This window comes from Mixta sp. Marseille-Q2659, assembly GCF_940807255.1.
Lineage (GTDB): Bacteria > Pseudomonadota > Gammaproteobacteria > Enterobacterales > Enterobacteriaceae > Mixta.
Window position 1 is genome coordinate 167,971 of the sequence record NZ_CALNWY010000003.1, and the last position, 25,603, is coordinate 193,573.

At 57.7% G+C, this 25,603-nt stretch carries 23 protein-coding genes and 2 pseudogenes; 5 read left to right on the top strand and 20 right to left on the bottom strand.

All coding sequences use genetic code 11. From position 1 onward, the window contains the following. Position 1: 1 nt before the first annotated feature. The 5 genes from P3C52_RS03950 to P3C52_RS03970 all read right to left on the bottom strand — a co-directional run bounded on the left by P3C52_RS03950 (position 2) and on the right by P3C52_RS03970 (position 4,074). Positions 2-718 carry an ABC transporter permease gene (locus P3C52_RS03950; protein ID WP_275553908.1) on the bottom strand — a complete coding sequence of 239 codons (717 nt, stop codon included), beginning with the start codon at positions 716-718 and terminating at the stop codon, positions 2-4. Continuing rightward, on the bottom strand, positions 715-1,401 hold the full coding sequence (locus tag P3C52_RS03955) for a histidine ABC transporter permease HisQ (RefSeq protein WP_275553909.1): 687 nt from the start codon (positions 1,399-1,401) through the stop codon (positions 715-717). Before P3C52_RS03955 ends, P3C52_RS03950 begins: the two co-directional genes overlap by 4 nt. A 72-nt stretch (positions 1,402-1,473) precedes the next feature. Next, positions 1,474-2,250, bottom strand: a complete 777-nt coding sequence (locus P3C52_RS03960; protein WP_275553910.1) for a lysine/arginine/ornithine ABC transporter substrate-binding protein — start codon at positions 2,248-2,250, stop codon at positions 1,474-1,476. A 263-nt stretch (positions 2,251-2,513) separates the two neighbouring features. Beyond that, the gene (locus P3C52_RS03965; protein WP_275553948.1) at positions 2,514-3,083 is read right to left on the bottom strand and encodes a UbiX family flavin prenyltransferase; all 570 of its coding nucleotides are present in this window, start codon (positions 3,081-3,083) and stop codon (positions 2,514-2,516) included. Between the two features lie 94 nt (positions 3,084-3,177). Further along, on the bottom strand, positions 3,178-4,074 hold the full coding sequence (locus tag P3C52_RS03970; RefSeq protein WP_275553911.1) for a LysR family transcriptional regulator: 897 nt from the start codon (positions 4,072-4,074) through the stop codon (positions 3,178-3,180). A gap of 97 nt (positions 4,075-4,171) precedes the next feature. Here P3C52_RS03970 and P3C52_RS03975 point away from each other — a divergent pair, with 97 nt between their 5' ends. Beyond that, complete coding sequence (locus P3C52_RS03975; RefSeq protein ID WP_275553912.1) at positions 4,172-5,155, top strand: aldo/keto reductase; 984 nt, start codon at positions 4,172-4,174, stop codon at positions 5,153-5,155. A gap of 128 nt (positions 5,156-5,283) precedes the next feature. Here the strand turns inward: P3C52_RS03975 and purF are convergent, their stop codons facing one another. The 10 genes and pseudogenes from purF to P3C52_RS04025 all read right to left on the bottom strand — a co-directional run bounded on the left by purF (position 5,284) and on the right by P3C52_RS04025 (position 15,235). Further along, positions 5,284-6,801 carry an amidophosphoribosyltransferase gene (gene purF / locus P3C52_RS03980; protein WP_275553913.1) on the bottom strand — a complete coding sequence of 506 codons (1,518 nt, stop codon included), beginning with the start codon at positions 6,799-6,801 and terminating at the stop codon, positions 5,284-5,286. Positions 6,802-6,837: 36 nt separating this feature from the next. Next, positions 6,838-7,323, bottom strand: coding sequence for a colicin V production protein (gene cvpA, locus P3C52_RS03985; protein WP_275553914.1), 486 nt, complete (start codon positions 7,321-7,323; stop codon positions 6,838-6,840). Positions 7,324-7,516: 193 nt separating this feature from the next. After that, positions 7,517-8,242, bottom strand: coding sequence for a cell division protein DedD (dedD, locus tag P3C52_RS03990; protein WP_275553915.1), 726 nt, complete (start codon positions 8,240-8,242; stop codon positions 7,517-7,519). Next, positions 8,232-9,505 (bottom strand): annotated as a pseudogene (folC, locus tag P3C52_RS03995) (bifunctional tetrahydrofolate synthase/dihydrofolate synthase). The gene dedD and the pseudogene folC overlap by 11 nt, the downstream one beginning before the upstream one ends. A gap of 67 nt (positions 9,506-9,572) precedes the next feature. Continuing rightward, positions 9,573-10,484, bottom strand: coding sequence for an acetyl-CoA carboxylase, carboxyltransferase subunit beta (gene accD / locus P3C52_RS04000; RefSeq protein ID WP_275553916.1), 912 nt, complete (start codon positions 10,482-10,484; stop codon positions 9,573-9,575). 147 nt (positions 10,485-10,631) lie between these two features. Continuing rightward, positions 10,632-11,294, bottom strand: coding sequence for a DedA family protein (locus tag P3C52_RS04005; protein ID WP_275553917.1), 663 nt, complete (start codon positions 11,292-11,294; stop codon positions 10,632-10,634). Between the two features lie 33 nt (positions 11,295-11,327). Then, on the bottom strand, positions 11,328-12,140 hold the full coding sequence (gene truA / locus P3C52_RS04010; RefSeq protein WP_275553918.1) for a tRNA pseudouridine(38-40) synthase TruA: 813 nt from the start codon (positions 12,138-12,140) through the stop codon (positions 11,328-11,330). Beyond that, complete coding sequence (locus P3C52_RS04015) at positions 12,140-13,150, bottom strand: aspartate-semialdehyde dehydrogenase (protein ID WP_275553919.1); 1,011 nt, start codon at positions 13,148-13,150, stop codon at positions 12,140-12,142. The genes truA and P3C52_RS04015 overlap by 1 nt, the downstream gene beginning before the upstream one ends. Positions 13,151-13,254: 104 nt before the next feature. Then, on the bottom strand, positions 13,255-14,388 hold the full coding sequence (gene pdxB / locus P3C52_RS04020) for a 4-phosphoerythronate dehydrogenase PdxB (RefSeq protein WP_275553920.1): 1,134 nt from the start codon (positions 14,386-14,388) through the stop codon (positions 13,255-13,257). A gap of 61 nt (positions 14,389-14,449) precedes the next feature. Next, positions 14,450-15,235, bottom strand: a complete 786-nt coding sequence (locus tag P3C52_RS04025; protein WP_275553949.1) for a helix-turn-helix transcriptional regulator — start codon at positions 15,233-15,235, stop codon at positions 14,450-14,452. A gap of 124 nt (positions 15,236-15,359) precedes the next feature. Between P3C52_RS04025 and P3C52_RS04030 the strand changes: the two genes are divergently transcribed. Together P3C52_RS04030 and flk are read left to right on the top strand one after the other, a co-directional pair. Further along, entirely contained in the window at positions 15,360-16,262 is a 903-nt protein-coding gene (locus tag P3C52_RS04030; RefSeq protein WP_275553921.1) for a DMT family transporter, read from the top strand. Between the two features lie 190 nt (positions 16,263-16,452). After that, positions 16,453-17,487 (top strand): flagella biosynthesis regulator Flk, encoded by a 1,035-nt coding sequence (flk, locus tag P3C52_RS04035; protein WP_275553922.1) that lies wholly within the window; start codon positions 16,453-16,455, stop codon positions 17,485-17,487. On the opposite strand, the gene P3C52_RS04040 is transcribed toward flk, so the two are convergent. Beyond that, positions 17,488-17,940, bottom strand: coding sequence for a rhodanese-like domain-containing protein (locus tag P3C52_RS04040; protein ID WP_275553950.1), 453 nt, complete (start codon positions 17,938-17,940; stop codon positions 17,488-17,490). 87 nt (positions 17,941-18,027) lie between these two features. Between P3C52_RS04040 and P3C52_RS04045 the strand changes: the two genes are divergently transcribed. After that, entirely contained in the window at positions 18,028-19,461 is a 1,434-nt protein-coding gene (locus P3C52_RS04045) for a PLP-dependent aminotransferase family protein (RefSeq protein WP_275553951.1), read from the top strand. 49 nt (positions 19,462-19,510) lie between these two features. On the opposite strand, the gene P3C52_RS04050 is transcribed toward P3C52_RS04045, so the two are convergent. Together P3C52_RS04050 and fabB are read right to left on the bottom strand one after the other, a co-directional pair. Beyond that, positions 19,511-20,686: an MFS transporter gene (locus P3C52_RS04050; RefSeq protein WP_275553923.1), complete on the bottom strand. Its 1,176-nt coding sequence runs from the start codon at positions 20,684-20,686 to the stop codon at positions 19,511-19,513. Between the two features lie 325 nt (positions 20,687-21,011). Continuing rightward, positions 21,012-22,229 carry a beta-ketoacyl-ACP synthase I gene (fabB, locus tag P3C52_RS04055; protein ID WP_275553952.1) on the bottom strand — a complete coding sequence of 406 codons (1,218 nt, stop codon included), beginning with the start codon at positions 22,227-22,229 and terminating at the stop codon, positions 21,012-21,014. A gap of 159 nt (positions 22,230-22,388) precedes the next feature. On the opposite strand from fabB, the gene mnmC reads away from it, so the two are divergent. Continuing rightward, positions 22,389-24,398: a bifunctional tRNA (5-methylaminomethyl-2-thiouridine)(34)-methyltransferase MnmD/FAD-dependent 5-carboxymethylaminomethyl-2-thiouridine(34) oxidoreductase MnmC gene (gene mnmC / locus P3C52_RS04060; protein WP_275553924.1), complete on the top strand. Its 2,010-nt coding sequence runs from the start codon at positions 22,389-22,391 to the stop codon at positions 24,396-24,398. 324 nt (positions 24,399-24,722) lie between these two features. Here the strand turns inward: mnmC and P3C52_RS04065 are convergent, their stop codons facing one another. Both P3C52_RS04065 and P3C52_RS04070 read right to left on the bottom strand, forming a co-directional pair. Continuing rightward, positions 24,723-25,004 carry a YfcL family protein gene (locus P3C52_RS04065; RefSeq protein ID WP_275553925.1) on the bottom strand — a complete coding sequence of 94 codons (282 nt, stop codon included), beginning with the start codon at positions 25,002-25,004 and terminating at the stop codon, positions 24,723-24,725. A 29-nt stretch (positions 25,005-25,033) separates the two neighbouring features. Beyond that, a pseudogene (locus P3C52_RS04070) lies at positions 25,034-25,577 on the bottom strand (elongation factor P hydroxylase). Between the last annotated feature and the right edge of the window lie 26 nt (positions 25,578-25,603).

The window sequence follows — 25,603 nt, forward strand, 5'->3', positions numbered from 1 at the left end:
CTCAGTGGGACGAAGAAGGTTTGAGGTGCGCCAGCCAGCGTTTTTCCGCCTTGCGGAACAGGCTAATCAACACGTAAGAGATAATCAGATAGAGCGCCGCCGCTATGCCGAAAGCGACAAAGGGTTGATAGGTGGCGGCGTTAATATCACGCGCAACTTTTAGCAGATCGGGCACCGTGGCGGTAAAAGCCAGCGCCGTCGAGTGCAGCATCAAAATCACCTCATTGCTGTAGGCAGGCAGCGCAATACGCAGCGCCGCGGGCAGAATAATGCAGCGGTAAAGTTTAAAGGTGGAGAAGCCGTAGGCGCGCGCCGCCTCAATTTCACCGTGTGGCACTGAACGGATCGCGCCAGCGAAAATTTCCGTGGTATAGGCGCAGGTATTTAAAGTAAAGGCCAGCAGCGTACAGTTCAGGCCGCTGCGGAAAAAGGCGCTCAGCAGCTCCGATCCCTTCACCACCTCCAGCGTATACATGCCGGAGTAGATCACCAGCAGCTGCACATAAAGCGGCGTGCCGCGGAAAATATAAGTGAACAGCCAGACCGGCCCACTCACCGCTTTGTTCGGCGATACGCGGGCGATAGCCAACAGCACCGCCAGGCAACCACCTATCACGACGGAAATGATCAGCAGCCATAGCGTGATCGCCACGCCGGTAAAGCGGTAGCCGTCACTCCAGAGCAGCGCTTTCCAGTACTCCTGTAAAATATCAATCATAGCTCCGCCTTCTTCACGCCTACTGAATAACGGCGCTCCAGCCACCACAGCACGCCGTTCGACAGCGTGGTAAACAGCAGATAAATAATGCCGGCAACGATAGCGAACCAGAACGGCTGCCAGGTGCTTTTCCCGGCCAGCTGGGTCGCTTTCACCACATCCTCCAGCCCCAGCAGCGAAACCAGCGCCGTTGCCTTCAGCACCACCTGCCAGTTATTGCCGATGCCCGGCAGCGCAAAACGCATCATGGAAGGAAACAGAATGCGCCGGAACACCTGCGCGCCGGTAAAGCCAAAGGCGGTCGCCGCCTCGATCTGCCCTTTCGGCACCGCCATAAACGCGCCGCGAAAGGTTTCAGTAAAATAGGCGCCATAGATAAAGCCGAGGGTAATAATCCCCGCGACCATTGGATCAATATCGAACTGGGTGATCCCCAACGCTTCGGTAATCTGGTTCAGGACGATCTGCAAACCGTAAAAGATCAGCAACATCAGCACCAGATCCGGCACGCCACGGATCAGCGTCGTGTAAGCCTCAGAGAGCAGTGCCAAAGGTCGGTGGCGCGAGAGACGCGCGCCCGCGCCCAGCAGCCCCAGAATCACTGCGAGCAGCACTGAGCTGAGCGCCAGCTCCAGCGTCACCAGCGCGCCGCGCAAGATAACTTCAGAATAGCCATACAGCATCAACGAAATCCTGGCGTAACAGAAGAAATAAAATGCCGCCCGCCAGAGACGAGCGGCCAGAACGGTCGGCGGTTAATCGCCGTAAACGTTAAAATCAAAATACTTTTTCGCAATCTTGTCGTAGGTGCCATCTTTGCGCATGTCAGCGAAAGCTTTATTAATCGCCTCTTTCAGTTCGTTATCCTCTTTACGCAGCCCGATACCGGTGCCGACGCCAAAGATCTTGTCATCTTTTACCGCCGGACCGGCAAAGCCGTAATCTTTGCCGACCGGCTGTTTCAGGAAGCCTCCGCTGGCCTGTACTTCATCCTGGAAGGCAGCATCGATGCGGCCTGCCGTCAGATCCTGATAGACCAAATCCTGGTTGGCATAAGGAGTAACCGTTACGCCTTTGGGCCGCCAGTACTGATTGGCGTAGGTTTCCTGCGTCGTACCCTGCAACAGGCCGATATTTTTTCCTTTCAGCGATTCCGGCGTTGGCTCCAGCTTCGATCCTTTCGGCGCCACCAGGCGGGCATTTGCCGCATAGAGTTTGTCCGAGAAGGCGATCTCCTGCTGACGTTTCTCCGTAATAGAGAGCGACGAAATAATGAAGTCAATTTTCTTCGCCTTCAGAGACGGAATCAGCGCGTCAAAATCGCTTTCTACATAGCTACAGCTCGCCTCGATGCGTTTACAGATCTCATTCGCCAGATCGATATCAAAGCCCACCAGCTCTCCCTGCGCGTTTTTCGATTCAAACGGCGGATAGGTGGGATCGTTGCCGATGCGTAGCGTTTTCGGTACGGCAGCGCCAGCAACGCCTGCGAAAGCCAGCAGCAAAGAGAGAGCCAGAACTCGCTTTTTCATGGGTTATCCTCAAGTGAAGAGCTTATAGTTATGTGATATGTGACGGGTTTGCATTCAGGAAACTGCACTTTTCATGCCAGTTTACGCAGCGGCGGCAGGCGCCTTAACCGCAGCGAAAAACGGGCACAGGCGCTTCGTTTGTGAAGAAAATATAGCAGGGTTGATACGGGGAAAAAGCGACATTGTTACGTTTTGGTGCATGAGCTGCACGAAAAGTGATCCAGGCTGGATTAATGCACCAAAACAGAACTTTTTATGTGATGTTATGCACCTTGCCAGCGCGTAAAGAGATCTTCCGGCAGCTCAATATCAAACTGATCGAGTACCCGATTCAGCGTTTGATCTACCACGTCCATCAGCGACTGCGGGCGATGATAAAATGCCGGTACCGGCGGCATAATGACCGCGCCCAGTTCAGCAGCGCTGGTCATCAACCGTAAATGACCCAGATGCAGCGGCGTTTCACGCACGCATAACACCAAGCGGCGACGCTCTTTCAGCACCACATCGGCGGCGCGCGTTAGCAGGCCGTCGCTGTAGCTGTGAACGATGCCGGACAGCGTTTTCATCGAACAGGGCAAAATCGCCATGCCGGCGGTTTTAAACGAGCCGGAGGAGATGCTGGCGGCAATATCCCGCACGTCATGCACCACATCGGCAAAGCTTTGCACTTCGCGCAGGGTAAAGTCCGTTTCCAGCGCCAGCGTCTGGCGCGCGGCGTTACTCATTACCAGGTGCGTTTCGATCTCCGAAAGCGGCTGTAACAGCTGTAACATGCGAATGCCGTAAATTACCCCGCTGGCGCCGGAGATGCCGACGATCACTCTTTTCATGGTCATGCCTTCCTTATTCGTGGGGCGTTAAGTTTGGACGTCCGCCAGCAAGATTACAACTAACCGGTAAGCTGCATCGCCAGTAACGACCTGGCTACGCATCGCCCTTCAGCGCCGTCGCCTGCGCCGCAAAAAGCGCAATAAGATGATCGGCAACCACCCTGACGCGACGTGAATGCGCTAAATCGGAATGAAGCACCAGCCAAATCGGCTGTTCGACGCCCAGATCGTTTTGCAGACACTGCAGCCCGGCCTGACGGGCCAGGAAATGCGGCAATACCGCTAATCCCATACCGGCGACAACCGCAGAAAGCTGTGCGGAGAGCGTGTTGGTTTCCAGCCGACAGGGACGGTTGCGTAACGTGCGCAACGTCCATTTCGCGGCGGGCAAATGATGATGCGTTTCCGTCCAGCCAATAAAGTCGTCGTTGTCATACGCGGCGCGCGGTTCACGCTGCTGACGCGTTGCCAGATAGTGCGCCGATCCATACAGGCCGAACCCGAGTGTACCCAGCCGCTTAATCGTCAGGTTACCTGTATTCGGACGCACCATTCTTACCGCCAGATCGGCATCGCGGCGGTGTAAATTCACGGTTTGCAAACCGCTGACCACTTCCACCCGCAGCTCTGGATGCTGTGACAGTAGCGGCCCCAGCGCAGGAATGATTAACGGATTCGCCAGATTTTCCGCCGTTGCCAGGCGTACCAGCCCTGCCGCCTCGCCTTCTCTCCGCGCCGCCTCGCCAAAAGTAAGCCCGGCCTGCTCCAGCATCTCAGCACGTTGCAACAGCGCTTCGCCGTCATCAGTAAGCCGGTAGCCGGTTTGATGGCGGCTAAAAAGTGGGATACCAAGCCCGGCCTCTAACCGATCAAGCCGACGTGAAAGCGTGGCAATACCCATCTTCAACTCGTTGGCGGCGCGACTTAACGTACCGCAACGGGCAACGGCAAGAAACACGCGGGCATCATTCCAGTTAACATCAGGCTGCATGATATTTTTCAATAATGGAAAACAGAACCCCGATTTTAGCGCTACTTTACCGAAATAGAAAAACTCATACTTCCTGCAGCTAACAGGAGGAACACATATGCAGCAGCGCACGTTAACAGCAAATTTTCAGGTTTCCGCTCTGGGACTCGGCTGTATGGGTATGAGCGAATTTTACGGACCGCGCGATGATGACGCCTCACTACGCGTACTGGAGCAGGCGGTAGCCAGCGGCATTAATTTTTTCGATACCGCTGATATGTATGGCCCTTACCACAACGAGGAGATCATCGGGCGCTTTCTGGCGTCACATCGACAGCAGATAAAGATCGCCACTAAATTTGGCATTGTACGTCAACCGGGCGAATACCATCGCCGCATTGACAACAGCGCCGATTATATTCGTCGTAGCTGTGAAGGTTCGCTGCGGCGGCTGGGAGTGGAACAGATTGATCTCTATTATGTTCACCGTCTGGATACGGCGACGCCGGTGGAAGAAACCATGGAAGCGTTGGCGCAACTGGTGCGTGCCGGAAAAATTGCCCATATCGGCCTGTGCGAGGTGAGCGCCGCAACCTTAAGACGCGCCCATACCGTTCATCCGGTCACCGCCGTCCAGACCGAATATTCCCTGTGGACGCGTGAGGTTGAAAACAGTGTGCTTCCTGCCTGCCGTGAACTGGGCATTGCCCTGGTAGCCTACTCTCCGCTCGGACGCGGCTTCCTTACCGGTCGCTTTCAGCAAACGGCGACCTTTGCAGCGGGCGATTTTCGCGCCAGCCTGCCGCGTTTTCAGGCGGACAATCTGGAGAAGAACCGTTCGCTGGTCGAGATCATTGCTAAAATGACTGCGGAAAAAGCCTGTACACCGGCCCAGCTCACACTTGCCTGGCTACTGGCGCAGGGCGACAATATTGTTCCGATTCCCGGTACCTGCAACCCTAAACACTTGCAGGAAAATGCGGCGGCGCTAACGCTGAAGTTAACATCAAATGAGGTTCAGTCGTTGCGCGATGCGGTAACGGCTCTGCCGGTTGCCGGCGAGCGCTATACCACCGAAGGCATGAAAGGCATTGATGCGTGAGCATGCAAAACAGAGATAATTGCAGGGATGCAGAGTAGCTGTAAAACTGAATTTTAATATGCGGTGGGGAGAAAACAGAGGGACCAGGCGAAAAAGCGCGGGCCGGATAACCGGCCCGCAGATGAGGATCAACCTTCGTTGTGCATTTCGAGGCTTTCCACCTCGTTTTGGCGCGCCAACGCTTTGGCATCGTCATTGCGCAGCGACTGCAAATACTCCAGGTATTCCAGATCGACATCTTTCGTGACGTAGACGCCGTTAAATACCGAGCATTCAAACTGGGCAATATCCGGGTTCTCTTCGCGTACCGCCTCAATCAGATCGTCGAGATCCTGGAAGATTAACGCATCTGCTTTAATCAGCTGGCGAATCTCTTCTACTTCACGTCCGTGCGCAATCAGTTCGGTCGCACTCGGCATATCAATGCCGTAGACGTTAGGGAAGCGAATTTCCGGCGCGGCCGAAGCCAGATAGACCTTTTTCGCGCCCGCTTCACGCGCCATTTCGATAATCTGTTCAGACGTGGTGCCGCGCACGATGGAATCATCCACCAGCAGCACATTCTTATCGCGAAACTCGGCACGGTTCGCATTCAGCTTACGGCGTACTGCACTACGGCGCAGCTGCTGGCCCGGCATGATAAAGGTGCGGCCAACGTAGCGGTTTTTCACAAAGCCCTGACGATAGGGCTTATCCAGGATACGGGCGATTTCCAGCGCGATATCAGTGGACGTTTCAGGAATCGGGATCACTACGTCGATATTCAGGTCTTCCCATTCGCGCGCGATTTTCTCGCCCAGCTTGGTGCCCATGCGCACACGGGCGCTGTAGACCGAAATCTTATCGAGGAAAGAGTCCGGGCGCGCGAAATAGACATATTCGAACAGGCACGGATTATTACGCGGGTTCTCAGCGCACTGGCGAGTATAAAGCTGGCCGTTGACGGTGATGTAGACCGCTTCGCCCGGCGCGACATCGCGCAGGAATTCAAAGCCCAGCGTATCCAGCGCCACGCTTTCCGAGGCCACCATATATTCGGTGCGGTCTTCAGCCAGCTCGCGCTTACCCATCACCAGCGGACGGATACCGTTCGGATCGCGGAAGGCAACCATGCCGTGGCCGATAATCATCGCGACGCAGGCGTAAGCGCCGCGTACCTGCTGATGCACCGCGCCGACGGCGGAGAAAATGTCGTCCGCTTCCAGCGGATGATGCGGGCAGCGATCCAGCTCCTGAGCAAAAATATTCAACAGGATTTCTGAATCGGAAGTGGTGTTGACATGACGACGGCCACTCTCAAACAGCTGCTTACGCAGTTCGTGCGCGTTAGTCAGATTACCGTTGTGGGCCAGGGTAATGCCGTAAGGGGAGTTGACGTAGAAAGGCTGCGCTTCAGAGGCGCTGGAGCTACCGGCGGTAGGATAACGCACGTGGCCGATGCCCATATTGCCCTGCAAACGTTGCATATGGCGGGCTTCGAACACATCGTTGACCAGACCGTTCGCCTTGCGCAGACGGAAACAGTTCAGCGCATCGATGGTACAAATGCCTGCGGCATCCTGCCCACGGTGCTGAAGCACCGTTAACGCGTCATAAATCGACTGGTTGACCGGCATAAAACCGGTGATACCGACAATACCGCACATGTTGTCATATCCTCATTGGCCGCACACCCGGCGCAATTACCGGGGTAAAAAACTCGACGTGCTTTGCAGATAGTCAAAAAACCATCTGATGATGTAACTGAACTCAGGAATCAGCTGAGACTGCTGCCAGTCCGGACTTTTGGAAAAGCCGGTAAAGGTATCGAGGAAAAACAGCATCGCTGAAACGATTAGCACGCCGCGCAACGCCCCGAAGCAGACACCCAGTACCCTGTCGGTTCCTGACAAACCCGTTTTTTCGACCAACGAGCCAATCACATAGTTCACTATCGCACCAACAATCAGGGTTGCGATAAAGAGAACGGCGATGGCAATGCCGTTGCGCACCAGCTGATCGTCAAATCCGGTGAACCAGACAGCAAGGAAGGGATAGTAATGACTGGCAACAAAGAATGCGCATCCCCAGGTGATAAGAGATAAAGCTTCCCGAACAAACCCACGGATCAGGCTGACAAGAGCAGAAAAACTAACAATCCCAATGATGACGTAATCTATCCAGACCATGAACTCTTCCAGCGACAGTGCCCCTGCATCCAGTTCGGGGCGCATTCTAACAGAAAAAGAAAACGTTTGCGTAGCGTTTTCCCCGTCCTATAACAATAAAAAATACGCTTAAAAAAAGCGTAGCGCGCGGTTGCCGTTGCGGCTAAGCACGCGGCCTGAACGTCAGGTCTGTGCCAGCCGCAACGAGAACGCTTTAACGCGCGCTGTAAGGTTTAACCACGCCGCTCAGGCCGGAAATGCCTTTTAATTCACCGACCGCCGCCTGCATTTTGGCTTTCGAGGCATCAGGGCCGACATAGATACGGGTAATCTGACCCTGTATCGGCGTCGAGGGCACGGTATAAGCGCGATAGCCGGAAAGACGCAGCTGCGCCACAATCTCATTCACCTTGGCCGCGTTTTTCAGCGCGCCCAGCTGAACCACATAGGCCTGCCCTGACGGCGCCGTTTGCTCGGTGGTTTTCGGCTGCTCTACCGGCTTCGGCTGTTCAACCGGTTTGGGCTGTTCAACCGGCTTAGGTTTCGGCTTCGGTTGCTCCACCGGTTTCGGTTTCGGCTGCTCCGCTTTTGGCTTCGGTTGCTGCGGCTGCGACTGCACAACCGGCGGCGGCGCCACGACCGACGGCGCGCTGTTATGTTGCGGAACCGCAGCGCCGTTATCCGCCGACTGCGGCGGCCGGTTTTGCCCGCCCTCAATTGCCGCGCCTGCACCTTCCGGCGGCTGTGAAGGCAGCGACTGCGTTACCGGCGGCACCATATCGCTGTCCTGCTGATCGTCCGGCTTCGGCACCAGCGGAATCGCCGCGAACTCCTCTTTATAATGCTTTTTTTTCCCGTCCAGCAGGCCCGGCAATACGATGACGCCAACCGCCACCAGAATTACTGTGCCGACTAAACGGTTCTGAAACTTACTTGCCACTGCCCTTCTCCGTTTCCATCGCTTCCATGACCTGCGCTACGGTGTGGAATGATCCACAAACCAGCACAATATCCTGCTCAGCGGCCTGCTGCATAGCGGCCCGCCAGGCTTCGGTAACAGAACTAAAAGCCAGCGCCCGATCCGTCGCCAGCGCCGCCATTAGCTCGTCGGCGCTGGCGCCGCGCGGGCCCTCCAGCGGCGCCAAATACCACTGGTCTACCTGCGGTGCCAGGCAGGCCAGGGTTCCGGCAATATCTTTATCGTGCAGCATACCGACCACCGCGCGCACTTTGCCCTGTTTCGGCAGCTGCGCCAGGCGTCCGGCCAGATAGCCTGCGGCATGAGGATTATGCGCTACGTCCAGAATCACCTGCGGCTGCTGCGCTACGGTCTGAAAACGGCCCGGCAACACTGCTTTATCAAGATGCTGACGAATAATGGCTTCGCTGACGTTGAGGCCGGAGGCACTGAGCGCGGCCAGCGCCGTCGCTGCGTTAGGAAGCGGCACCTGCGGCAGCGGCAGCTCCGTCAGCGTGATACGCTCATCGCTGAAACGCCATCCGCTTTCCAGCTGCTGCCAGCGCCAGTCGCGTCCCAGCTGTAACAGCTGCGCGCCTTTTTCCTGCGCCACCTGCGCGATACTCTGCGGCATATCGGGTTCGCCGACCACCGCCGGTTTCGCCGCCCGGAACACGCCCGCTTTTCACGGCCGATGTTTTCCCGATCCGGCCCCAGCCAGTCGGTATGGTCCAGCGCGATACTGGTGATAACCGCTACGTCCGCATCGACAATATTGGTAGCATCCAGCCGTCCGCCCAGCCCCACTTCCAGAATAACCACGTCCAGCGCCGCCTGTTTAAACAGCTGCAGCGCCGACAGCGTACTGAATTCAAAATAGGTCAACGAGGTGTCGCCGCGTCCCGCTTCAATCGCAGCAAAGCTGGCGGTATGCGCCGCTTCCGGCAGCTCATCGCCCTGAACGCGCACGCGTTCGGTATAGCGCAACAGATGCGGGGAGCTGTAGACGCCGACCCGATAACCAGCGGCCATCAGCAGCGTTTCCAGCGTGCGGCAAGTGGTGCCTTTGCCATTAGTTCCGGCAACGGTGAAAACAAAGGGGGCGGGTTTTAACAGATCGAGCGTGCGAGCGACACGTTCAACGCGCGTCAGGCCCAAATCGATGGCCTGCGTATGCAGACGCTCAAGATAATAAAGCCACGCGGCCAGAGGCGACGTGGCTTGAGGAAGGTGAAGATTTTCCATGGATCCCGTTCACAAAGTTACGGTTCATTGGTGAAAGGCGCCGTGAGCGACGCCTTTCCATCATCTGTCAGGCCTCTTGGCTTTCCGCTTTCGGTTCATCCGGCAGCTCATTGCTGTCCGGCAGCGGCGCAGGCAGATTCTGCATTTTTGCCAGCAGGCTCGCCAGTTTAAAGCGCATTTCCGGGCGACGGACAATCATATCGATCGCGCCCTTTTCAATCAGGAATTCGCTGCGCTGGAAGCCCGGCGGCAGTTTTTCACGTACCGTCTGCTCAATGACGCGCGGGCCGGCGAAGCCAATCAGCGCTTTCGGTTCCGCGACGTTCAGGTCGCCCAGCATGGCGAAACTGGCGGAAACGCCGCCCATGGTCGGGTCGGTCAGCACGGAGATATACGGCAGGCCGCGTTCGCGCATTTTTGCCAGCGCGGCGCTGGTTTTCGCCATCTGCATCAGCGACATTAGCGCTTCCTGCATACGGGCACCGCCGCTGGCGGAGAAACAGATCAGCGGGCAGTTGTCTTCCAGCGCCTGCTCAACGGCACGCACAAAACGGGCGCCAACCACGGAACCCATTGAGCCGCCCATAAAGGCAAATTCAAAAGCGGCGGTCACGACCGGCATGCCGTGTAGCGTGCCTTTCATCACGATCAGCGCATCTTTTTCATCGGTCTCTTTCTGCGCCGCAGCCAGACGATCCTTATACTTTTTGGAATCGCGGAACTTCAGAACGTCTTTCGGTTCCAGTTCGCTGCCCAACTCAACCAGCGTGCCTTGATCTAACAGGCTGTGCAGGCGCTCGCGCGCGTGCATACGCATGTGATGGTCGCATTTCGGACAAACTTCCAGATTGCGCTCCAGCTCGGCACGGTAAAGCACCTGCCCGCAGCTGTCGCATTTTGTCCAGACCCCTTCAGGAATGTTTGCTCTGCGCGACGGGGTAATTGTGCTCTTATTGAGAATTCGTTCAATCCAGCTCATTGATGACCTTTCTGTTTGAACCTGGTGAGACCAGTTTTTCTTGTTGCTGCTGAAGCCGTCTTCAGCAGACCATAAATGTCGCTCATTAAACCATAACCATTACGCGCTGTGGATAAAAATCTGGTCTTACCGGTGCGCGCCGTTGGCCTATGGCTGTTTTTGCTGGCGCGCCGCGCGACGATGACGCCACACTTCCACTACGCCCGGCAATATCGATACCACGATAATCGCCACAATCAGCAGCTTCAGGTTGTCCTGCACCATTGGCAGGGCGCCGAAGAAATAGCCCGCATAAGAGAACAGCAGCACCCACAGCAGCGCGCCGGCGACGTTAAACAGCGCGAAATGGCGATAGGACATATGTCCCATGCCCGCGACGAACGGCGCAAAGGTGCGGACGATCGGCACGAAGCGCGCCAGAATAATGGTTTTTCCGCCGTGACGCTCGTAAAAAGCGTGGGTTTTATCCAGATAGCTGCGACGGAAAATACGCGAGTTTGGATTGCTGAACAACCTTTCGCCAAACAGCCGTCCTATCGTGTAGTTAACCGCATCGCCCAAGACCGCCGCGATCACCAGCAACGTCACCATCATATGCACGTTGAGATCGTTATCCGGCAGCGCCGCCAGCGCGCCGGCAACGAACAGCAGCGAATCGCCAGGCAGAAAGGGCGTCACTACCAGCCCGGTTTCACAGAACAGAATCAGAAACAGAATGGCATACACCCAGATGCCATACTGCGCCACCAGCTCGGCCATATGAACATCGATATGCAGGATAAAATCGACAACAAAACGGATTAGATCCATAACTCTTCCTTAGTGAGCGGCAGCGCCTGAAAGTTAATCTTCGAGAAACAACGGCCCCATCGGAGGCCGGGGCAAAGCAAAATGTTCCGGGTAATCAACGGCGACCAGATACAGTCCTTCCGCCTTTGCCGTCGCCGCGGCCAGCGTGCGATCTTTGGCCGCCAGCAACTCCGCCATCCAGCCTTCGGGCTGATTGCCGCAGCCGATTTCCAGCAGGCTGCCGACAATATTGCGCACCATATGATGCACAAAGGCGTTGGCCTTAATATCCACCACCACATACGCGCCGTGGCGGCTGACATTCAAATGCATCACGTTACGCCACGGCGTACGCGACTGGCACTGCACCGCGCGAAACGAGGTAAAGTCGTTTTCACCCAGCAGGCATTGCCCGGCGCGCTGCATCTTTTCAACGTCCAGCGGCTGATGAAAATGGGTGACGCCACCGTGCAAAATCGCCGGACGCAGCCGGTGATTATAAATCACGTAGCGATAACGTCGTGCCGTGGCGCTAAAACGCGCATGGAAATCCTCCGGCACCGCCTTGACCCAGCGCACGGCAATATCGTCCGGCAGGTTGGCATTAACGCCCAGCGTCCAGGCGGCATCCTTACGCACCGAGGTGGTTTCAAAATGCACCACCTGACCGGTGCCATGAACGCCTGCATCGGTGCGTCCGGCGCAAAATACCGTCACGTCATGGTTAGCCACCTGCGACAGCGCCTGCTCCAGCCGCGCCTGCACGCTGCGGACTTCCTGCTGCCGCTGCCAGCCATAATAGCGGCTGCCATCATATTCAATCCCCAACGCCAGTTTCTGTACGTTCGGGTTAACCACCTGCGTCATCAGTACAGATACTCCTGTACCAGCCGCTCGGCGGTTTTCAGCGCCATTAGCGCGCCGCCAAAACGCACGTTATCGGCCACCGACCAGAACTGCAGCAGCTCCGGGATGCCGTAATCGTTACGCAGACAGCCGACGTTCAGGTCGGCGTTGTCAGACGCATCGGTCACCTGCGTCGGATAGTCGTTCTCTTCTGACAACAGGATATCGTCGCAGCGCGACAGCTCATCGCGCGCCTCTTCCGCCGAGAGCGGACGCAGGCTTTCCAGATGCACAATCTGCGCATTGCCATAGAACACCGGCGCCTGCACGCTGCTGACCGCAATCGGCAGCCCTTCGTCCTGAAGCACTTTACGCACCTGATCGACCAGGCGGCGTTCACTGGCGACGCTACCCTCACTATCCGGCAGCTGCGGCAGCACGTTAAATGCCAGCTGGCGGCCAAAGTGATGATCTTCGGCAGGCAGCCCGTTCAGCAGGCGCGCGCTTTCGCCCGCCAGCGAATCCACCGCCGCCTTGCCGTGCGCCGAGACCGACAGCAGATTGGTCACCTGCAGGCGACCGATACCCGCCTGATCGATCAGCGGCTTAATGGCGCTCAGCAGCTGGCTGGTCAGGCTGTCCGCTACGCTGATAATGTTGCGGTTGCGGTAGTCAGCCAGCACCTGCGGATTCACATCCGGCACCACCAGCGGCACATCCGGCTCCAGCGCAAACAGATCGCTGCTGTCGATCAGCAGACAACCGGCGCTGGCCGCTTCATCGGCGTAACGCGCCGAGGCCTCGCGACCGGCGACGAAAAAGGCCAGCTGCGCCTGCGCCCAGTCGAATTCACTGGCATCCTGCACGCGCAGCGACTGACCGGCAAAACGTACGCTTTCGCCGGCGCTGCGCTCGCTGGCCAGCAAATACATTTCACCAACCGGGAACTGGCGTTCGGCCAGCAACTCCAGTAAAGCGTTCCCTACTGCGCCTGTCGCGCCTAAAAGCGCAATATTCCAGCCGTCAGACATGTTGGTTTACTCCAGACAATGACATAAAAACAGAAGGCGGTGATATTCACCGCCCGTTGATTCAGATTATTCCCCGCCGAAAGCCGCCGGAAAAATCATAAGGGTTATGCTGGCTGATGGACCGCGTTAAAGCCCAGCTTTTGCAGCAGCACCGCCGCATCGGCGTCATCGCACGCGACCCGCAGCGATGACCATTCGCGGCGCTCCATATACTGCTTGCGCAGGCGGTCAAATTCGCCGGGCTGACCTGCGACTTTTCGTAGCGGCGCATCATCGCGGCGCACATCATACACCAGATGAGCCAGACGTTTTAGCGTTGGCTGATCGAGCGGCCCGTGCAGACTAATGCGGCCAAACTCCGGCGCGGGTAGCAACGTCTCCAGCGCAACCTGCTGCGGCTGGCCGAGAAAGCGCGTCCAGGCTTCAAAGACCTGCGTCGTACCGCGCGCCTTACCTTCCAGCGTATAGCCCGCAATGTGCGCGGTGCCGATATCCACGCGCGCCAGCAGTTCCACGTTCAGATCCGGCTCCGGCTCCCAGACATCCAGCACGACACGCAAATCCTGACGCTGCTGTAATACGCGCAGCAGCGCCTGATTATCCACCACCGGCCCGCGGCAGGCATTAATCAGAATCGTGCCAGGCTTCAGCGCCTGCAACAGCGCTTCATCAGCCAGATGCAGCGTTTGATAAAGCCCGTCTTTATAGAGCGGCGTATGGAACGTCAGTATGTCCGCTTCCGCCACCAGCTTTTCCAGCGGCTGAAAATCTTCACGATCGCCACGATCGGCGCGCGGCGGATCGCACAGCAGCGTTTTAATGCCGAGCGCCTCCAGTCGTTTTTGCAGACGACCGCCGACATTGCCGACGCCGACAATCCCCACGGTGCGATCGGTCAGCTGAAAGCCGTCACGCTCCGCCAGCATCAGCAGCGCGGAGAAAACATATTCAACCACGGCGATGGCGTTACAGCCCGGCGCGGCGGAAAAGCCGATGCCGGCACGCGCCAGAAAATCCTCATCAACGTGATCGGTGCCGGCAGTGGCGGTACCGACAAACTTTATTGGCTTGTCGCTTAACAGCGCCTCATTCACTTTGGTGACCGAGCGCACCATCAGCGCATCGGCATCCGCCAGTTCCGCGGTCGGAACCGGACGTCCGGGCACCGCGACCACCTCGCCGGTGCGGCTAAACAGCTCGCGGGCGTAAGGCATATTTTCATCTACCAGAATTTTCACTACGGCTTTCCTGCATCAGCTGAAAAATTGTCGGCTATGTTGCCATATTCAAGAGCGGAATTCATGCCGGCGGGTGCCGCGCCCGATAACGCTCCGGCGTGGTGCCTGCCTGTTGTTGAAACATCACGATTAGCGCGGAAGCGGAGCTGTAACCCAGCTCCAGTGCAATATCCTGTACCGACTTCCCCTGCTCCAACAGGGAAATAGCATGAAGAAAACGCAGGCGCTGACGCCATTCACTAAACGACATGCCAAGCTCGGCCTGGCAGCGTCGCGCCAGCGTACGTTCGGTGGTATAAACCTGCTGCGCCCACTGCGCTACGGTGCGGTTATCGCCAGGATTGCTTTCCAGCGCCTGCAATACCGGAGCCAGATATTTGTCATCGGACCGCGGCAAATAGCTCTCCTGAAACGGGGCGATTAACAGCTGGTCCAGCACCGCTTCACACAGACGCAAATCGGCCTCCGTCTGCGGCAGATAAAGTTGACGTACAGCGAAGTCGGCCATAATCGCTTTCACGATAGGCCCGGCCTGAATCAGGCAGGCGTGCTGCGGCATACCGCTACAGTATTCCGCGGCGACATTAAAGGTGAGCAGCCGGATATGCTTATGATTGTAGCTGGCATGCTGATGTTCAGGCGGGATCCAGACCGGAAACGCGGCAGGCGTTAGCAGGCGTTTGCCCTCTACCTCCATTTGCAGCACATTACCTTCGACAAAAATCAGCTGTCCCCAGCGATGACGATGCGGCAAATATTCCGTGCGGGCATTCGTTTCTTCATAACGCAGGAAAAAACGAAAATCGCTGGCGTGAACCGGTTCCTGATAAGCAAGCTGAACCACAATATCTCCGGTTTGCGTGAGTGATAATCTGTCCGGTTGGGAATTAATTTTGTCTGATTTTAACTATCTGTCTTAAAACGGACAAGCGTACACTTCCCGCTTTCTCTGTAACATTAACGAAACCGTCATGAGCTTTTTATTTCCCCTGTTTGCCGTGCTGATTTGGTCGGTTAACGCCATCGTCAGCAAACTTTCCGCTGGCGCGATCGATCCGGCGGCAATCTCCTTTTACCGCTGGCTGCTGGCGCTGCTGGCGCTAACGCCGTTTGTGCTGCCCGCCGTCTGGCGCAACCGGCGTAAAGTGCTGAAGGTCTGGTGGAAGCTGCTGGTGCTGGGCCTGCTGGGCATGGTGCTGTATCAATGCCTGACCTATTACGCAGCGCACAGTGTCACCGCGCTATTTATGGGCATCCTGAACGCGCTGATTCCGCTGCTGACCGTCCTGCTGAGCGTCTTTATCCTGCGCGTCGCGCCGACGCTGGGCATTTTGCTGGGTACCCTGCTCTCTCTTAGCGGGCTGGTATGGCTGGTCAGCCAGGGCAATCCGGCTCAGCTACTGACGCACGGCCTGGGAACAGGTGAACTGATGATGTTTGCTGCTTCAACGTCATATGCGCTGTACGGCGTCCTGACCAAACGCTGGGCCATTAGCCTGCCGGGTTGGCAGAGCCTTTACGTGCAGATCTTCTTTGGCGTGCTGCTGCTAACGCCGAACTTTCTCCATGCTCCCGACGTCACGCTTAATGCGAATAATCTGCCGCTGGTGCTGTTCGCCGGTATTCCCGCCTCCATTATCGCGCCATTCCTGTGGATTCAGGGCGTGCTGCGGATGGGCGCCAGTACCACCAGCATTTTTATGAATCTGGTGCCGATCTTTACCGCTATTATCGCCGTACTGTTTCTGCATGAAACGCTGCACAGCTACCACTTTATCGGCGGCGGCATTACGCTGTTCGGCGTGATTGTGGCCCAGCGCCTGCGTATTCCGCTGGAAAGTTCACGACGAACGGCCAAAGATCCCACCGTCTGAAACGCGGCTTTTTTACCGACGTTTGGCGCGCTGTCGCCGGGCGTCGGCCCTGACCGCCGCAATGATGAATTTATCCTTCCTGAATGCGGCTTCGCCCCTACATTTTCCTCGCCGGGATTGCTATCATAGCGCCCTTCTCTGGTTTTCCGGCGCGCCCCGGATATTGACCCGCCGTTTTAAGGATTCCACCATGCAGCCTCTTACTGGCCCCGGCGCGCCCCAGGGCGATCGCACAACTGTACCCGGCCAGCCACCTCGCGGCGGCACACCTGGCGAACAACCGCTCTCTCCGGCACAGCGCACCACGCTGGAACGGCTGATTGTGCGCATTATGTCGCTCAGTACCTTAAAAGCGCCTGAACTGTGGGCCGGACTGCGACGCGAAGTGGGCGTAAGGAATGATGCAGAGCTGCAGTCGCGCCATTTTCCCGCTGCCGAAAGCTTTCTTAATGGCAGGCTGACGCAGGTACAAAATAATCACTCCACTCGTCAACTGCTACAGCAGCTAACCGACCTGCTGCCGCAGGGCAATAATCGTCAGGCGGTGAGCGATTTTATTCGTCAGCAGTTTGGCCATACGGTTCTCAGCTCGTTGTCGCCGGATCAGCTGCGTCAGGTGCTGACGATGTTGCAGAACGGTCAGATGACCATTCCGCAGCCGCAGTTTACGCGCAACAGCGATCGCTCTCTGCTGCCGGCAGAGCATCAAACGTTGAATCAGCAGGTGGTTAAGCTGGCTGCGGCGACCGGTGAGCAATCCTCAGCGGTCTGGTCATCGGCGCTGAAGCTGGTCGGTCTGAAAAGCGGCGATCCTATCCCGTTACGCCACTTTCCGCTGCTGTCACAATATTTGCAGGTGCGCCAGACACTGAGCCAGCAACATGCGCCCACGCTGCATATGCTGGAGACGGCGCTGAAACACCCGCTGGATCGCGTTGAGCAGCAGATGCTGGAAGAGTACAGTCAGCAAAATTTCCAGGCGACGCCGCAGACGATCCTGACCGCCGCGCAGGCGCAGGATCTGCTTAACCTGTTGTTTACGCGCCGCGCTGAACGCAGCGGCGAAAGCGAGACGCTGCGCTCCGCCAGCGACCTGAACCCGCAGCCGATTTATAATCCGCTGGTTCCCTGGCTGCCCGCGCCGCTGCAGCCGCTGGCCAACCGACCGGCGCTGGCCGCACTGATTGTGCTGCTGGCGATTGGCCTGCTCTGGCTACTGTTCTGATTAACAGCCGCAGTCAGCGACGTTTTTCTGCTGCGGCCATTCGCCCGGCGCATCGCCCGTTACGACCGGATGACGATCGCGCCGCCAAAAATCGAGCCCGCCAATCAATTCCTTAACGCGTAGCCCGGCGCACGCCAGTTTCCATGCCGCTTTGGTCGAACCGTTGCAGCCAATACCATCGCAATAGGTAATATAAACCTTGCTGCGATCGAGGCGTGCCAGGCTTTCCGGCGTCATCTCCCGATGCGGAAAGCTGATCGCGCCGCAGATATGCCCCGCTTGCCAGGCCTGCACCGAACGCGCGTCGATCACCACGATTTCCGTGACGCCATTGGCTAAATCTTCAGCCACATCCCAGGCATCGGCGTAATAAGAGAGCTTGTGCGCCAGCCACTCGGCACTGGAGGCGGCATCGGGCGGGGGAAAAGCAAGAACGCTGGACATTATGGACATCATCTTTCTCCGGTGGTTTTTCTGTCATCATACCGGCACTTCGGTATGATGGCTGATACCGATTTTATCTTGCTGATAAGACCCATTATGGCATCCCTTAGCGCCCGCATTTTAATGCTCTACGCCGGGCAAACCGGCGCTACCCGCCGCGATCGTCTTTGCAGCGCCCTGCGTCAGACGATCGGCGAGGGCAGCCTGCCGCAGGGCAGCCGTCTGCCCTCTTCGCGCCTGCTGGCGGCGGAGCTGAAGCTGTCGCGCGTAACGGCAGAGGCGGCCTACAGCCAGCTGGAGAGCGAAGGCTATTTGCAGCGCCAAACCGGTAAAGGAACTTTCGTCGCGATAGCCCTGCGCCCTTCTCCCACCGGTAACGAGTGCGCATCGCTGCCCTTTATACCGTCGGCGCGCGCGGCAGCCGTGGTGGCCAGCGGCGCCTGTCAGGATCCACCGTTTCCTTATGCCTTTGCAGCAGGTTCACCGGAGTTGCGCGCTTTTCCGCACGATCTGTGGCGCAGGCTAACGGCGCGGCAGCAAAAGCTGCACGGCAGCGCGCTGATGCGTTACGGCGATCCGCAAGGCTGGCTACCGCTGCGCCAGGCCTTAAGCCTTTACCTGGCCCAGGCGCGCGGCGTGCGCTGTACGCCGGATCGGATCATCGTACTGACCAGTTCACAGCAGGCGTTACAGATGCTGTCGCTGTTATTGCTCGACAGTGGCGAGGAGGTCTGGATGGAAAATCCCGGCTATCCGGGCGCGCGACATGCGTTTCTCAGCGCCGGGGCACGCATTACCGGCGTGGCGGTTGATGAACAGGGCGCGATACCCAGGGAAGGCGCGCCGCGGTTGATCTACCTGACGCCTTCACATCATTATCCTGGCGGATCGGCGCTAAGTCTGGAGCGGCGGCTGGCCTGGCTGGCACTGGCGGAAAAGCAGCAGAGCTGGATTATTGAAGACGACTACGACAGCGAGTTCTGGTATGACGCACAGCCGATGCCAGCAATGCAGGGCCTGGCGCCGCAGCGCACGCTCTATCTTGGCACCTTTTCCAAATCGCTGTTTCCTTCGTTGCGTCTCGCCTGGATGGTGGTACCGGAGCCGCTGGTTGAACCGCTGATCCGCTTACGCAGCGTGATGGACGGGCACAGCGCGCAGCTGCCGCAGGCGGTGACCGCGGCATTTATCGAACAGGGACATTACGCGGCGCATCTGCGCTTGATGCGCCAGCTTTATCACAGCCGACGCGATTTACTGCTGGAGCGCCTTACATCACAGTTGATCGATCGGCTGCAGGTGCTGCCCTGCCGCGGCGGCCTGCAAATGACGGTTTTATTACGCGAGGGAAATGAAGCGGAGCTGACCGTGCGGGCGGCGCGCCAGCAGCTGTTGTTGCCGCGGCTGTCGCCCTGCTGGCTGGACGATAAGCCTGAACAACAGGGCTGGCTGCTCGGCTTTTCCGCGCTGGAACGCGCGGAAATAATTCACGGTGTCAATAAGCTGACGGCGCTTTTTCAGGATCGATAAACGCCGTGCGGCCTTTGCTGGGTTGGCGCGCTATCAGCAACGACAACATTCAAGCCTGGCGCGCCATCAACAGCGACAGCAGCATACCGAGCGCGGCGCAGATCGCGGCGGCAAGATAGACCGAACCGTAGCCCAGCGAGGTCGCCAGCAGACCGGTCAATGGTCCGGTAATGCCGTAAGCAATATCCTGAAAGGCGGCAAATCCGCCCAGCGCCGTACCGCGCACCTGCGGCGCCACGCGTTTCACCACCTCAACGCCGAGCGCCGGAAACACCAGCGAGCAACCGCAGCCGGTAAGCGCCGCGCCCGCCAGCGCCATCCAGCTGCTGGTGGCGAATCCCAATACCACTAAACCGGCGGCTTCAATAATCAGCGATACTACTGCGACGCGAATGCCGCCAAGGCGATCGGGCAGGCTGCCGAAAAAGATGCGCATCAGCACAAACGCGCCGCCGAAGGCGCTCAGGGTAAAGCCCGCGTTACCCCAGTGGCGCTCGGCAAACCACAGCGAGGTAAAGGTGCCGATAGTCGCAAAACCAACGCCCTGTAACGCCAGCGCGCTGCCCGGCGATAAAATTTGCCCCACTACGCGCCACAGCGAAGGACGTTCACCGTGATGCGCCGGCACTGCCCGAATCCACAGATTCAACGCCAGCGACAGCAGCGGTAAAATAAGCGCGACGATGCCCAGCCCGCTAAAGCCCCAGCGCGCATGGATCCACAATCCCAGCGGCGCACCGGCCGCCAGCGCGCCATAAATTGCCATCCCGTTCCAGGACATCACCAGGCCGGATCGCTTCGGCCCAACCAGCCCCAATCCCCAGGTCAGGTTCCCTGTAAGCAGCAGGCTTTCGCCAAACCCCAGCAGCAGGCGTCCCACCACCAGCAGCGCAAATTTTCCCGCTGTCGGCAGCGTCAGCTGCGCTGCCAGCAAATAGGCAACGCCCACCAGCGCGATCGCCAGCATGCCCTGCTGTGTAGTGATTTTCGCCCCGTGCCGATCGGCCCGTTTTCCGGCCAGCCCGCGCGTTAACAGCGTCGCTAAAAACTGGATCCCTACCGCCACGCCGACCATCACGTTGCTGTAGCCCAGCTCATGATGCACAAACAGCGGAATTACCGGCAGCGCCAGCCCAGCGGTGAGATAGGTTAAAAAGACAGCGAAAGAGGTGCAGGCAATCAGCGCCGTACCTTTGGAAGAAGAATTGATTGTCGTCTCGGACATTCGTCACGGTTCTCCTGAATATTACGGGCGCATCCACCAAACGCGCCCACGGAGCCAGCGCAGCGCGCTGGAAGGGGGCGTTGGTTAACGTAAACGCTTACGCAATATCATGACGATATTGTTAACTGATGATAAACGAGCCAGTCGCCGGTACAGCCCGACGACGGTGGGCAGTGTAATAGAGATATTCGTACTGCACCAATGGTCTGGGCGGATTTTTTGCCGCGACGGTCAGGAATGCGCACCGCCTCGCAAAAGAATCGAAAAACGGCGCTTTCAGATACAAAAAAGCCCGGCAAAAGCCGGGCTGATAATGTTAATGCGCTTACTGATATTTACGCATGGTCAGGGTGGCGTTGGTGCCACCAAAACCGAAGCTGTTGGACATCACGGTGGTCAGCTTGCGCTCGGTCGGTTCGGTAATGATATTCAATCCTTCCGCCGCCGGATCGCGCTCTTCAACATTGATGCTCGGTGCGATAAAGCCATGCTCCAGCATCAGCAGGCTGTAGATCGCTTCCTGTACGCCTGCAGCGCCCAGTGAGTGGCCGGTCATCGCTTTGGTCGCGGAAATAGCTGGCTGATCGTTACCAAACACTTCGCGAATCGCGCCCAGTTCTTTCACGTCGCCAACCGGCGTTGAGGTACCGTGCGTGTTGATGTAGTCGATCGGTGTATCCACGCCCTGCATGGCCATCTTCATGCAACGCACCGCGCCTTCGCCAGACGGAGCAACCATGTCCGCACCGTCAGAAGTCGCGCCATAGCCGACGATCTCAGCGTAGATATGCGCGCCGCGCGCCAGTGCATGCTCCAGCTCTTCCACAACCACCATGCCACCGCCGCCAGCGATAACAAAACCGTCGCGATTGGCATCATAGGTACGGGAGGCTTTTTCCGGCGTATCGTTATAGCGGGTTGACAGCGCGCCCATTGCATCGAATTCGCAAGCCATTTCCCAGCACAGCTCTTCGCCGCCACCAGCAAAAACGATGTCCTGTTTGCCCAGCTGGATCTGCTCTACCGCGTTACCGATACAGTGTGCGGAAGTGGCGCAGGCGGAGCTGATAGAGTAGTTAACGCCGTGAATCTTAAACGGCGTTGCCAGGCAGGCGGACACGCCGGAAGCCATCGCTTTGGTGACCACATACGGGCCTACCGCTTTCAGGCCGCGCGGGCTACGCATCGCGTCAGCGCCAAACACCTGGTAACGCGGAGAGCCGCCGCCAGAGCCGGCAATCAGGCCCACACGCGGATTATTCTGGTAAGTCTCGTCGCTCAGGCCCGCGTCTTTGATCGCTTCAGCCATTGAAAGGTAGGCATAAATGGACGCGTCACTCATAAAGCGCACGATTTTGCGATCGATGAGGCCGGTAGTATCGAGTTTAACGTTACCCCAGACGTGACTACGCATGCCGGAATCTTTCATCTCCTGAGAGAAGGTGATGCCGGAGCGACCTTCACGCAGAGATGCCAGGACTTCTTCCTGGTTGTTGCCAATGCTGGAAACGATCCCCAGGCCAGTAATCACTGCACGTTTCATCAAAAATACCTCTTCCATCTCATAATTAGGATTTGACACGCACTCTAGCTTACACTTGTACGCCGAACAAGTCCGATCAGCAAAATTCCTGTGTAAATTTGCGTGATGTGACCGCTCTCGCTAAAATCGCGGCACTGCCTGATAAGTGAGCCATTCCCGTTGAAAAACATCCCGATAGAACACGCAAAACTAGACTGGAACGATCAGGGTACACCTGTATCCCGAGAATTTGACGACGTCTATTTTTCTAATCAGAACGGCCTGGAAGAGACGCAATACGTCTTTTTGGGCGGCAATAATCTGCCTGCCCGCTTCGCCACGCATCCACGTCCGCTATTCGTTGCCGCCGAAACCGGCTTTGGCACTGGCCTTAATTTTCTTACGCTGTGGCGCGCTTTTGATTGCTTTCGCCAGCAGCAGCCGCAGGCAACGCTACAGCGTCTGCACTTCATCAGCATGGAGAAATTTCCCCTGACGCGGGAAGATCTTGCCGCCGCCCACGCGCGCTGGCCGGAACTGGAACCTTACGCCGCCCAGCTGCGTGCGCAGTGGCCGCTGGCGTTGCCCGGCTGTCAGCGTTTGCTGCTGGACGGCGGGCGCGTCACGCTGGATCTCTGGTTTGGCGATGTTAATACGCTTATTCATCATTTTGATGACAGTCTGGCGCGCAGCGTGGACGCCTGGTTTCTGGATGGTTTTGCGCCGTCGAAAAATCCTGAGATGTGGACGCCGGAATTGTTTAGCGCGATGGCGCGCCTGGCGCAGGCTGACGGCAGCTTTGCCACCTTTACCGCGGCGGGTTTTGTGCGGCGTGGACTCGAGCAGGCCGGTTTTGCGGTAACCAAACGCAAAGGCTTCGGCCACAAGCGCGAAATGTTGTGCGGCACGCTGGCTGAAGCACCTGCGCTACCCCACTCCGCGCCCTGGTACGCGCGCACCTCCGCCGCTGGCGATGATATTGCGCTGATCGGCGGCGGCATTGCCAGCGCATTGATGGCGCTGGCGCTGCTGCGCCGCGGTAAAACGGTCACGCTTTACTGCGCCGATGAACTGCCTGCGCAAAACGCCTCCGGCAACCGTCAGGGCGCGCTCTATCCTTTGCTCAATCAGCACGATCCGGCGCTGGCGCAGTTCTTTCCCGCCGCCTTCACCTTTGCCCGCCGACTTTATGACCAGCTGCCGGTCGATTTTGCCCATGACTGGTGCGGCGTAACGCAGCTGGCATGGGATCAAAAGAGCCACGATAAAATTCAGCAGATGTTGGCAATGGCGCTGCCGGAAGCGCTGGCACTCGGCGTTGACGTTGAGCAGGCCGAACGGCTGGCTGGCGTTGCCACCGGCTGCGGCGGTATTCACTACCCTGACGGCGGCTGGCTGGCCCCGGCGGAACTGACCGCCGCGCTGTTTGAGCTGGCGCAGCAGCAGGGTTTGCAAGTTCACTGGCAGCATCGTTTAGTCCAGCTCGAACAGGCCGCAGACGGCTGGCAGTTGCAATTTGGCGACGCCTCGACGGCGCAGCATCAGAACGTCGTGCTGGCAAACGGCCACGCTATTACCGCGCTGGTGCAGAGCGAAAAGCTGCCGGTTTATCCGGTAAGCGGACAGGTCAGCCATATTCCTTCACGCGCTGGGTTAGCCGATCTGAAACAGGTTCTCTGTTATGAAGGCTATCTGACGCCGGTCAGCCCGCAGTTTGGCACGCATTGCATCGGCGCCAGCTATCATCGCGGCGATACCTCTACCCACTATCGTGAAGAGGATCAGCAGGAAAACCGTCAGCGCCTGCTGCACTGCCTGCCCGATTGCGCATGGACGGCGGCGGTAGACGTCAGCGCTGGCGAAGCGCGTAACGGCGTGCGCTGCGCAACGCGCGATCATTTGCCGATGGCGGGCAACCTGCCGAATTACGCGGCCACGTTAGCCGAGTATGCCGACCTGCCCGCTCAGCGCAAACGCCAGGCCAACATCGCCTCCGCGCCGACCTGGCCGGGGCTGTTTGTGCTGGGCGCGTTGGGTTCGCGCGGCTTATGCAGCGGCCCGCTGGCAGCCGAAGTGCTGGCAGCTCAGCTGTGCGATGAGCCAGTGCCGTTGGATCGCGAGACGCTGGCAGCATTAAGCCCCAACCGTTACTGGGTACGTAAGTTGCTAAAGGGTAAACCGGTAGGTTAAGGCGAGAACTAACAGACGACACCTGAAACTGAGGCGGCGATCCAACAGGCGACACCTGAAGCTAAAGCGAGGGAGGCCCCGGCAAGGAGTAAAGCGTCCCGCGCCAGGGATGGCGCGGGACGAGCCTGTCATGGATGACGGATGTTGCGTCTTTACGGAAGGCCGGGGCCTCCCTCGCAGACACGCTATCCCTACAGACACGCTCTCTCTCGCAAACACATAACCTGCAGCCTCAAACAGTCCGCAGATCGCCTTTGATAACTTTTACGCGGCTGGCACGTCTGAAAATTTAGCGCGCCTGACCAAACACTCACATAAAAGTCTTTACGCCGGCTGACGCGCCTGCAAAAACAGATTGTCCCACATGCCGATAACCAACGCCTGATCGCGCGGCGAAAGTTCACCGGCGGCAATGGCATTTTGCAGGCTGTTCTGCACCTGAATCTGTAACGCTTCGGCGGTATGTTCGCCGCTCTGCTCAAGTTCCGCTACCGCCAGAGTGAGGTGACCGCGCAGGTAGCCACTGGCAAACAGCTCATCATCACTGGCATGCTCGACCATATCATCAATCAGGGCCAGAATACGCGCTTCAAATTCTGCGATCATCTCAATTCCTCATTAAGTCGCGCCTCCGTTCAGCGCAGATCTTCCGGCCAGGGAAACTGCGCCGCCGTCAGCGGGGGCGTGTGATAAAAACGCTGGAGTTCAGCGATAAAACGGGCCGGGCGGGCCGGAATGCCGTTTTCAAGATAGTGCATAACCTGAGCATGAACTTTACGCTGAAACGCAATGCGGTCCGGCTCATGATCGCCATTGAGATTGTCACAACTCACGTTGAAGGGGAAGCCCGCCGCCACGCTGAACATCCACTCCAGCGCCTGCGGTTTAATCTCAACGGATTCAAACTGGTTCTGCGTATCGGCGTCGCGTCCGTCAGGACAGTACCAGTAGCCAAAATCTACCAGCTTGCGACGTTCGGCACCGGCAATGCACCAGTGAGAAATTTCGCGCACTGGCGTAATAGCCGTGCGCAAACACCACGCGATGCCAGGGTGACGCGTCATCCGCCGGAAGATAAATCGGTTCATCATCGCCTTTAATTAGACGGGTCTGAAAATCATCCTGGAAACAGCGATCGAAAACGCTAATCAGGTCCTGGTATTGATGCGTTGTGTTCATATATTTTTGTATCAGCTGAAAAAAAC